Genomic DNA, 9,553 nt, shown 5'->3' with positions numbered 1-9,553 from the left:
GCCGTAGCGTCTGCGGGTCACGGTCGTATCGCCAACGAGAGCGACCTTTACGGGGAAGCCCGCGCCGACGGCAGACAGGACGTGCCGGCGCCTCATTTGACGGTCACCTTCCCGACCATGCCGGCTTCGAAGTGCCCGGGCTGCAGACAGGCGAACTGAAACTCGCCGGCCTTGGTGAACTGCCAGACGATTTCACCGGCCTTGCCCGGCTTGACGTGGGCCATGTTCGCGTCGGCGTGTTCCATCTCCGGGAACTTCTTCATCAGCTCGGCGTGCTCGGCGATGGCCTTCTTCGTGCCCAGCACCATCTCGTGGAGCACCTTGCCGTCGTTGTGAACAACGAACTTCACGGTCTCGCCACGCTTGACGGTGACATCAGAGGGCGTGAAGCGCATGTTGTCGGCCATGTCGACCTTGATGGTTCGCGCGACCTTCTTGGGGTTGCCTTCCTGCCCGAAGTCGGTTGGCTCGACTTTGGTCGGGTCGTAYTTGCGTGGCTGAGCGTGTTCTTCGTCTCCATGCGCGAAGGCAAGCGAAGTCGAGGCGGCGAGCGCGAGGGCAGTCAGGGACAGTGCAATCTTGGTGTTCATGGGAAGTCTTCCGTTGCGGCGAGGTTGGTCAATGGCCTGCGTGCCCGGAGGGCTTGCGGACCTGAAGCGTGTTGGTGTCGGCCTTGGGTGCAGTCGCGTGAGGCGCCGGCGGCGTCTCCGCCGTGTACTCATTGGCAAGGGTTCCGGCGGGATGCCTGTACGGACCGGGGTCGCGGTGGTCACCGCGCGCAACGTTGTCGCGCACCTTGACCACGCTGAACATGCCGCCCATGCCGATGGGACCGAAGGGACCAGTGCCGGTCATCATCGGCAGCGTGTTGTCGGGCAGCGGCATCTCCATCTCGGCCATGTCGTGCATCCCCTTGTCGCCCATGACCATGTAGTCCGGCACGAGGCCCGAAATCTTCTTGGCGACGTCGCGATGGTCGACGCCGATCATGGTGGGCACGTCGTGGCCCATGGCGTTCATCGTGTGGTGCGACTTGTGGCAGTGAATGGCCCAGTCGCCGGCGATGGCGTCGAACTCGAACGCGCGCATCTGGCCCACGGCGATGTCAGTCGTCACCTCAGGCCACCGTGCGCTCTTGGGCACCCAACCACCATCGGTGCCCGTCACTTCGAAGTGCGGGCCGTGCATGTGGATGGGGTGGTTCGTCATCGTGAGGTTGCCCACTCGGATGCGAACTCGCTCACCCGTGCGCGCGACAAACGGGTCGATGCCCGGGAACGCACGGCTGTTCCAGGTCCACAGGTTGAAGTCGAGCATGGTGTTGACGCGCGGCGTCGCGCTGCCCGGCTCGATGTCGTAGGCGTTGAGGATGAAGCCGAAGTCTCGGTCGACGCGATACTGCTTCGGGTCCTTGGGGTGGATGATGAGCAGGCCCATCATTCCCATGGCCATCTGCACCATCTCGTCGGCGTGCGGGTGGTACATGTGCGTGCCCGGGCGCTGCAGCACGAACTCGTACATGAAGGTCTTGCCCACGCCGATGGGCGGCTGCGTCAGGCCGGTCACGCCGTCCATGCCGGAGGGCAGCAGTACGCCGTGCCAATGGACGCTGGTCACCTCCGGCAGTTTGTTGGTGACGAAGATGCGGATGCGGTCGCCTTCGACGGCCTCGATGGTCGGGCCCGGGCTCGAGCCGTTGTAGCCCCAGAGGTTGGCCTTCATGCCCGGCGCGATTTCGCGAACCACCGGCTCGGCGACGAGGTGAAACTCCTTGACGCCGTCCTTCATGCGCCACGGAAGCGACCACCCGTTGAGTGTCACGATGGGATTGAAGGGCCGACCGGTGGGCGGAGACGGAGGCGGCTGCGTCGCCGCACCAGCTTGGATGACGACTTCCGGTAGCGATGCGGCGCCCACTCGGCTGACCGCCGCGGCACCGAGGAAGGTCGCACCGGCGGCCTTGAAGAATGTTCTGCGGTTTGTCATCTCGATTTCCTTCAGTGGGCACCCTGCTCCGCGGAAGCGGACTTGGCAGGACCCATCGCTGGAGCGCCGCTGGGTGAACGCCCCGTGAGCGCGCTCTGCAAGTTGGTCTCGGCGACCCAGTAGTCGCGCAACGCTTCAACAGCGACAGTCACACTGGTGACCTGGTCGCGCGCGTCGGCGAGCAGTTCGAAGACACTCGCCAGCATCCCGTTGTATCGAAGCATGTTCTCGTCGGAGATGCGCTTGCGCAGGGGCACGACCTCGTCGCGGTAGTGCTTGGCAAGGTCGTACGCTGTCCTGTAGGCCGAGTAGGACTCGCGGACCTCGGAGCGTGCGTTGACCGCGACCTCGGCCGTACGGTGCACCGCCTGCATGTACGTTGCTTCCGCGCGCGCCGCACGCGTCGAGCCGAAGTCGAACAACGGCAGCTCGAGTTCTATCTCATAGCCGTTCTGCCGAGGCTCGCCCGTCTGGCTCTTGTTGGCATAGCCGACCTCGAGCACGTTGATGAAGCGCGTAGCCTTGGTCAGTCCGAGCGACTTGGCCGTCGCCTCGGCGCTGCGCCTGGCCATCAGGACATCCAGGCGCTTCTCGATGGCGGTCTGTTCGGCACTCTTTGGCTCGAGCGGCGACTTGGGCAGGTCGGGCAGGCGCTCGGGAAGCTTGAAGGCAAGCTGGTCACCCGACAATCCGAGCGCGCGAACGAGCCGCTCTCGCTCAGCAACCGCCTGGTGCCGGGCTCGGGCCAGATTGGCAGTGGCATCGGCGTAGAACGACTGCTCGCGCATCTGGGCCAGCTTGTTGAAGTTRCCGGCCTGTTGCATTCGCCGCGCCAACTCGTTGGAGGCATCGGCGGCTTCCTTGACCTGCTCGTAGTACTTGACCAGGTCCTGGGCCGCCACGGCGCCGAAGAAGGCCTTGCGCGCCTCGGCCGCCACTCCTACGGCATCGAAAGCCGCTTGGTACTGCGCTTGCTCGAGCTGGCGCTGCGCGACCTGGCTTGCAACTGGCATTGTCAGCAGACCCAGTAAGTTGAACATCACTGAGCGGTCAATCTCGGTGACTCCTCCACCACTGAGGCGTCCAAAACTGAAGGTTGGGTTCGCCAACCTCCCGGCCCGCACCAGTTCCGCCTCGGCGATGCCCAACTCCGAGAAGCTTGCCTGGAGGCCTCGGTTGTTGAGCAACGCAGTCTCAACCGCGTTGTCGGGTGTCAGCGGCTGCTTGAGGAGTTCGGACACGCGAGCGCCGGCCGAGTCGACATCAGCCTCGGTGCGCTGGAAGGCGACGCTCTGGCCCGTGCGCTCCTTGGTCAGTTCGGAAACCTTCCCGGCGCCGCCGTCCTGGGAGAACGACGCACAACCTGCGAGCACGAGGGCCGCGGCCGCAGCGGCTGTCAGGCGCATCATTGCTTGCCTCCGTGCATGTGATGACCGTCGAGCGAGGGGGCCGAGGCCGTGGGGGTCGGTGCAGAAGCAGCCGCGGGCGAGGCAGCTGGCATCGTGTGGCCCACATGGCCGCCGCCTGCACCGGTAGCCCGCAGCGCGTCGTTGAGAGCACGCCAGTCGCCCGTCTTGGCGTCCTGCCACGGTTTGTAGTCGGCAAAGGCCGACTGGTAACGCAACGGCGGTGCCGGAGCCTTTGTGTCAGCCGGGTCCGCTCGCCTGGCCTGGGCAAGCGCGAGCAGAGGCAGGCATAGCGCCGCCGCAGGCGCCAGCCTGGAGAAGAAGTTGTTCATTGTTCGAAACCATGTGAGTCATCGGCTCGGCGTTGCCACAGCCAGGAGACGCTCGCACCGACCGCGAAGCGGACGCACGAGCCCCGTCAGGCCTCCCGCGGAGGCCTTGGTGGGTCAGATGGTTCGGGGAGGACGCTCTTGCCCGTCCGAGAAGAAGTTCGGCGGGGGAGCGGAGAGGTCAGTGAACTTGACCGTGGTGAGCCCGATCGGCTCAGGCAGCGTGACCGCAGCACTCACCAGGGGCGTGAGCGAGCAGAAGGCCGAACACATGTTGCACTTGTCAGAGGCCGATTGGTGGTGGCCGCTGTGGTCATGGTCATGGTCTGCGCCTGCGTGCTCGTGGGCCGCTTCACCGGGGTCCACGGCCTCGTGGTCCATGGCCTCATGCGTCGACGAACGGTCCTGCACGCGAAGCTCGTTCTGCATGCCCGAGCTACCCACGGGACACAGCATGGCGGCCGCAACCGCCCCCCTCAGGGGAAGCAGCACGGCAAGCAGCAGCAGGAAGCAGATGCGAACAGTTTTCACTGCGGTCAGATTAGCACGCGAGGGGTTACCCCAGTAAAGGGAAGCTGATTTAGCCTCTGGAGACAGCCTAAACCTTGCCACAGTGACAAGGTCAAGCGGGTACGACCGGCTGCAGCCGAGGCGGGCTGCAGTCTACAGTGGGCGTATGAAGACACTCACGCTCACCGTTGCAGTCATTGCCCTCGCGCTCAGCGAGTCCGCAGCCGCCCAGATGGTTCCGATTGATTGGGATGCCTCCAGCCAGTTCAGCAAAGAAGTCGCGATTGCCCCCGGCAAGTTTGTCGAGGCCTGCGAGAAGCTGCCGAAAGGGACCAAGGTAGCCTGGTCGTTTGAGGCGCGCTCGCCGCTGGACTTCAACATTCACTTTCACGAGGGCAAGCAGGTCCGCTTCCCCGCGAAGAAGAACCGGGTCGCAAAGGACGGAGGGACACTGAACACCAAAGTCGAGCAGGACTACTGCTGGATGTGGACGAACAAGGGGGCGGCGGAGACAACGCTTCGCATCAAGTTGGTGAAGGGCTAGTTGAATCGTTGGCCGTGGCGCCCGCGGCGCAAGCCCTTGGTCTTGCCAGGTCCGTTGCCGGTCTTGGCCGGGGCTTCCGCTCTGGCTGATGCCATTCAGGACGCCGGCTACACGCCCGTGCAGGTCCAAGCCGAAGCTGCCATTGCGAAGCCAGGCAAAGCTGGCGGGTGCTGCCACTGAAGGCCTTTGATGCGCGAGCTCGAGGCCCTGGGACGCCTTGACGGAGCTCGATGGCGTGGGCTTGCATGATCTGCGCGTGCAGCTGGTGGCCGACTCTGCAGTTGCTGTCGCCGCGCTTCTGTTCGCCACTGTCCTTGCCATCTACAAGCCGCGTGGCGCGACGGCGGGCACCGAACCGGCTCCCGCCTGGGTGAAATGGCTACGCAACTGCGCTCTTGCTGGCGCGGCCTTGTTCCTACTGGTTCACGTGCTGGGCGGCTGCATGGGCCCGCATGGTCTGCACTGAGCCCAGCCCAACCGTCGACGCAGCCAGGCAAAGAAGCTTCCGGCGAAGAACGCCCAGACCGACATCACGACCAGCGCGCTGACAGAGGGCTGCACGGCGCGTACTCCTTTGATGCGCATCAAGCCTTCCTCTGTCAGTTGCTGCGACGCTTGCAGCAACAAAGGAGTTCACGATGCGTTCCACCCTCGCCTCTACCCTCGCCATCGGCGTCACTGCACTGTCGATGACTGCGTTGGCGATGGTCGACCACATGAAGGCCATGCAGGACGGCATGGCCATGATGGGTCAGATGAAGGGCGAGAAAAGCGGCATGTCCTCCGAAGCGATGGGCAAGCGCATGGACATGATGGAAATGATGATGCAGATGGTGATGGACCGCGAGGGGATGAAGGCTCCTGCGACCAAGTAACCGACACCCGACTGGAGTCACGCCATGAACAACATCGACCATGACCCGCCTCCGTTTTGGCGCTCGCGCGGGGGCCTTGCGCTCCTGGTCGTCGCGGCCGTCGGCGGTTTTCTCCTGTTCACCGAGCACCGTGCCCACGTACTGGGCTTCCTGCCGTACGCCTTCCTGCTGGCGTGTCCGCTGATGCACATGTTCATGCATCACGGCTACCACCGTCACGGCGGCCACCGCAACACCGGAAGGACCGACGATGAACGCCCCAAGCAATGACTACGGCCTGTGGGGCCTGGTCATCCTGAACTCGGTCATCTTCGTCGGGTTCGCCTACAGCTTCTTCAAGCCAACGACCCTGCGCGATTGGCGCAGCTTCGGCGCTTACTCTGCCTTCGTTGTCGCCTTGTTCGCGGAGATGTACGGCTTCCCGCTGACCATCTACCTGCTTTCGGGCTGGCTGGGTTCGAAGTTCCCGGGAGTGAACCTCTTCGGCCACGATGCCGGGCACCTCTGGTGGCTGGTGACGGGGCAGCAAGGCAACCCGCACTTCGGCATGTTCCATCTCCTGAGCTTCGTGTTCCTCTTCGGGGGCTTCACGTTGCTCTCGAACGCTTGGCACGTGCTCTATCACGCGCAGCGCCGGCATCAACTGGCCACGGCGGGCCCGTATCGGTTCGTGCGCCACCCGCAATACATCGGCTTCGTCGCCATCATGTTCGGGTTCCTGCTCCAGTGGCCGACGCTCTTGACGCTGGCGATGTTCCCGGTGCTCGTCGTGATGTACGTGCGGCTGGCCATCTCGGAGGAGCGCGACTCGGAGAAGGCGTTTGGCGATGCGTGGCGTGCGTACGCAGCGGTGACGCCGCGGTTCATTCCCCGGTTCTCGAAGGACGACGATGCACGGCGGGTCGGCAGCCACCAAGGGCGCTGAACTGGCATCGGGCCTGGGCGCTATCGTCCTGGGCGCCGGATTGGCGCTCGTGCTGCCGCAGTGGCTGCGGGCCCGCTACCACTCGATGGCGCGCCCCTTGACATTCCCATGATTGGAAGGTCGACACTGCCAACAGGAACAGGAGAGCGCAATGCCGAACACCTCCCGCACGACCCACGACCACTCCGCGCACGCGCATCACGACCACCATGACGCGCCGGCGACAGCCAAGCCCGCGCCCAAGGGTGACCACGGCCAGGTCGAATACACCTGCCCGATGCACCCGCAAGTGCGCCAGATGGGGCCGGGCAACTGTCCCATCTGCGGCATGGCACTGGAGCCGGTCGTGGCAACGGCGGACCAAGGAGAGAGTCCCGAGTTGCGGGACATGACGAGGCGGTTCTGGATTGGCACGGCGTTGACGGTGCCAGTCTTCGCGCTCGAGATGGGCGGTCACGTCACCAACCTGGACCACCTCTTCGGGCAGCAGCTGTCCAACTGGATTCAACTACTGCTCGGAACGCCGGTAGTGCTGTGGGCGGGCTGGCCCTTCTTCGTCCGCGCCGTGGCCTCGGTGAAGAACCGCAGTCTCAACATGTTCTCGCTCATAGCGCTGGGCACGGGCGCGGCTTGGCTGTACAGCATCGTCGGAACGGTGGCGCCACAGTTGTTCCCAACGAACCTGCGCATGGCCGATGGAGCGGTGGCCATCTACTTCGAGGCCGCGGCGGTCATCACCGTGCTGGTGCTGCTGGGCCAGGTCCTCGAACTGCGCGCTCGGGAGAAGACCTCAGGTGCCATCAAGGCCCTGCTCGGCCTGGCGCCGAAGACCGCGGTCAAGGTGGACACGCAAGGCAACGACGAAACCGTCCAGGTCGACGCCATCCAGGTGGGCGACCTCCTTCGCGTGCGGCCTGGCGAGAAGGTGCCGGTGGATGGCGAGCTCACTGAGGGCAAGGGCAACGTCGACGAGTCCATGGTCACCGGCGAGCCGATTCCAGTGGCCAAGGCCCTTGGCTCGAAGGTCACTGCCGGTACGCTGAATCAGACCGGCGGCTTCGTGATGCGCGCGGAGAAGGTTGGTGCCGACACCCTGCTATCGCAAATCGTCCACATGGTGGCAGCGGCCCAGCGCAGCCGCGCACCCATCCAGCGGATGGCCGACCAGGTCGCGGGCTGGTTCGTGCCGGTGGTCATCCTGGCCGCCGCGCTGACGTTCGTCGCCTGGCTTGTCTGGGGTCCGTCGCCCGCATTCAGCTACGCGCTCATCACGGCCGTGGCGGTGCTCATCATCGCCTGTCCGTGTGCGCTCGGCCTGGCTACGCCGATGTCCATCATGGTTGGTGTCGGCAAGGGGGCGCAGCACGGCGTGCTCATCCGGGACGCAGAGGCACTGGAGAAGATGGAGAAGGTCGACACCCTTGTGGTCGACAAGACAGGCACTTTGACTGAGGGACGACCGAAGGTCGTCCACATCGAGCCGGTGACAGGCTTCTCCGCTGATGACGTATTGCAGAAGCTCGCGAGCGTCGAGCGTGCCAGCGAACACCCGCTGGCCATGGCCATCGTGATGGATGCGCAGGAACGCAAGCTCGCCCTGTCACCGGTCGTCGACTTCGACTCACCGGTCGGCAAGGGCGTCATCGGAACGGTGGATGGACAGACCGTTGTCTCCGGAAGCCCCAAGTTCCTGACGGAGCACGGTATCGACTCCGGCAGCCTCGCAGTCGCGGCGGAAGCGCAGCGGCAGAAGGCGGCAACGGTCATCTTCGTCAGCATCGGTGGCAAGTTGGCCGGCTTCGTCGCGATTGCCGACCCCATCAAGGCGACAACCCTTCAGGCGCTGAAGGCGCTGCAGGCAGCTGGCGTTCGAGTGGTCATGCTGACGGGTGATGGCAAGACCACTGCGGAAGCTGTCGGACGTCAGCTGGGCATCGACGAGGTGGTCGCCGAAGTGTTCCCGGAAGACAAGGCCGCTGTCGTCAAGCGCCTGCAGGGCGAAGGGCGAGTCGTCGCGATGGCGGGCGACGGGGTCAACGATGCGCCCGCTCTCGCCCAGGCCACGGTCGGGGTGGCCATGGGCACCGGCACTGACGTCGCGATGGAAAGCGCTGGCATCACCCTGCTCAAAGGCGACCTCATGGGTATCGTTCGGGCTCGGACGCTGTCGCACGCAACGATGAGGAACATTCGCCAGAACCTGTTCCTCTCGTTTGCCTACAACGTGGCCGGTATCCCGCTCGCGGCTGGAGTGCTGTATCCGTTCTTCGGACTGCTGCTGTCACCGGTGGTCGCCGCTGCTGCGATGGCCCTGTCGTCGGTCAGTGTCATCGGCAACGCTCTGCGCCTGCGGACAGTCACCGTGGAGTGAGCGTGGAACCTCGAGGTCAACGCAGTCTTGGAGATTGGCTGTTCGCAGTCTGCGGCGTGTGGCTGGTGGGCCTGGGCAGCTATTTCTTCTTTGTCCGCCCCCCACTGCTGCCGGAGGACCTGCGCGATTCGGGCGCCAATGTGGTGGTGCTGCCTGCAGCCGCACCACACATCGGCGAGTGGCTGGAGCGACCTACTTGAAGTTGAACGTCGCGCACGTGCGACGCTCTCTACTTACGCGCACCGCGACGACCCTCGACGAGGGTTTCCCGCTGATGCGCGAGATCGGCTGGACCGTCATCACGCAGCGCGCCCGTCGATCCGTGCAGCTACTTCCGGCCGATGCGTGCTGGCTGGCCTGTCGATGGGCGTCGGTGTGGTTGGCACCCTGCTGCCAGAGCGAGGGCAAACGGCGGGCGTGCTGATGCTTCATGCGCTGGCCGACATTCCGGACACCGCTCGCCCCGGCCTTCCAGTACAGGTCCACGTGGGCGATCCGGATGTCGAATTCGCGCCGCCTGCCGCGGTGGCGATGTGGCAAGACTCGGCGAGACGCATGGGCGCGCAAGCCCAAGTTCCACCTGTCCTCGCGCCGGTCACTTCTACAC

The 9,553-nt window shown here is 64.8% G+C and carries 12 protein-coding genes; 7 read left to right on the top strand and 5 right to left on the bottom strand.

Annotation, left to right across the window (positions count from 1 at the left end; translation table 11 throughout):
- Positions 1-92: 92 nt before the first annotated feature.
- The 5 genes from AC1D15_RS09525 to AC1D15_RS09505 all read right to left on the bottom strand — a co-directional run bounded on the left by AC1D15_RS09525 (position 93) and on the right by AC1D15_RS09505 (position 4,252).
- Positions 93-590 (bottom strand): cupredoxin domain-containing protein, encoded by a 498-nt coding sequence (locus AC1D15_RS09525; RefSeq protein WP_465115121.1) that lies wholly within the window; start codon positions 588-590, stop codon positions 93-95.
- A gap of 28 nt (positions 591-618) precedes the next feature.
- Entirely contained in the window at positions 619-1,986 is a 1,368-nt protein-coding gene (locus AC1D15_RS09520; protein ID WP_465115123.1) for a multicopper oxidase family protein, read from the bottom strand.
- Positions 1,987-1,997: 11 nt separating this feature from the next.
- Positions 1,998-3,395, bottom strand: coding sequence for a TolC family protein (locus AC1D15_RS09515; protein ID WP_465115125.1), 1,398 nt, complete (start codon positions 3,393-3,395; stop codon positions 1,998-2,000).
- The gene (locus AC1D15_RS09510; RefSeq protein WP_477825790.1) at positions 3,392-3,724 is read right to left on the bottom strand and encodes a hypothetical protein; all 333 of its coding nucleotides are present in this window, start codon (positions 3,722-3,724) and stop codon (positions 3,392-3,394) included. The genes AC1D15_RS09515 and AC1D15_RS09510 overlap by 4 nt, the downstream gene beginning before the upstream one ends.
- Positions 3,725-3,838: 114 nt before the next feature.
- Positions 3,839-4,252: a DUF2946 family protein gene (locus tag AC1D15_RS09505; protein ID WP_477825789.1), complete on the bottom strand. Its 414-nt coding sequence runs from the start codon at positions 4,250-4,252 to the stop codon at positions 3,839-3,841.
- A 145-nt stretch (positions 4,253-4,397) separates the two neighbouring features.
- On the opposite strand from AC1D15_RS09505, the gene AC1D15_RS09500 reads away from it, so the two are divergent.
- The 7 genes from AC1D15_RS09500 to AC1D15_RS09470 all read left to right on the top strand — a co-directional run.
- On the top strand, positions 4,398-4,775 hold the full coding sequence (locus AC1D15_RS09500) for a hypothetical protein (protein WP_465115130.1): 378 nt from the start codon (positions 4,398-4,400) through the stop codon (positions 4,773-4,775).
- 217 nt (positions 4,776-4,992) lie between these two features.
- Positions 4,993-5,241, top strand: a complete 249-nt coding sequence (locus AC1D15_RS09495) for a hypothetical protein (protein WP_477825788.1) — start codon at positions 4,993-4,995, stop codon at positions 5,239-5,241.
- Positions 5,242-5,413: 172 nt separating this feature from the next.
- Positions 5,414-5,650 (top strand): hypothetical protein, encoded by a 237-nt coding sequence (locus AC1D15_RS09490; RefSeq protein WP_477825787.1) that lies wholly within the window; start codon positions 5,414-5,416, stop codon positions 5,648-5,650.
- Positions 5,651-5,674: 24 nt separating this feature from the next.
- Positions 5,675-5,920: a DUF2933 domain-containing protein gene (locus AC1D15_RS09485; RefSeq protein WP_477825786.1), complete on the top strand. Its 246-nt coding sequence runs from the start codon at positions 5,675-5,677 to the stop codon at positions 5,918-5,920.
- Entirely contained in the window at positions 5,901-6,575 is a 675-nt protein-coding gene (locus AC1D15_RS09480; protein ID WP_465115136.1) for a methyltransferase family protein, read from the top strand. Before AC1D15_RS09485 ends, AC1D15_RS09480 begins: the two co-directional genes overlap by 20 nt.
- A gap of 151 nt (positions 6,576-6,726) precedes the next feature.
- Complete coding sequence (locus AC1D15_RS09475; protein ID WP_477825785.1) at positions 6,727-8,946, top strand: copper-transporting P-type ATPase; 2,220 nt, start codon at positions 6,727-6,729, stop codon at positions 8,944-8,946.
- A gap of 345 nt (positions 8,947-9,291) precedes the next feature.
- A partial coding sequence (locus AC1D15_RS09470; protein ID WP_477825784.1) for a hypothetical protein occupies positions 9,292-9,553 on the top strand: 262 nt, incomplete at its 3' end.

It is taken from the genome of Rhizobacter sp. P2_H2 (assembly GCF_056403375.1).
This window is presented reverse-complemented; position numbering and strand designations above follow the sequence as displayed.

Excerpts from the sequence above, each read along its gene's own strand:
- AC1D15_RS09520 (WP_465115123.1), bottom strand. The coding sequence starts at position 1,986 with ATGACAAACCGCAGAACATTCTTCAAGGCCGCCGGTGCGACCTTCCTC.
- AC1D15_RS09510 (WP_477825790.1), bottom strand. The coding sequence starts at position 3,724 with ATGAACAACTTCTTCTCCAGGCTGGCGCCTGCGGCGGCGCTATGCCTG.
- AC1D15_RS09500 (WP_465115130.1), top strand. The coding sequence starts at position 4,398 with ATGAAGACACTCACGCTCACCGTTGCAGTCATTGCCCTCGCGCTCAGC.
- AC1D15_RS09490 (WP_477825787.1), top strand. The coding sequence starts at position 5,414 with ATGCGTTCCACCCTCGCCTCTACCCTCGCCATCGGCGTCACTGCACTG.
- AC1D15_RS09485 (WP_477825786.1), top strand. The coding sequence starts at position 5,675 with ATGAACAACATCGACCATGACCCGCCTCCGTTTTGGCGCTCGCGCGGG.
- AC1D15_RS09480 (WP_465115136.1), top strand. The coding sequence starts at position 5,901 with ATGAACGCCCCAAGCAATGACTACGGCCTGTGGGGCCTGGTCATCCTG.
- AC1D15_RS09475 (WP_477825785.1), top strand. The coding sequence starts at position 6,727 with ATGCCGAACACCTCCCGCACGACCCACGACCACTCCGCGCACGCGCAT.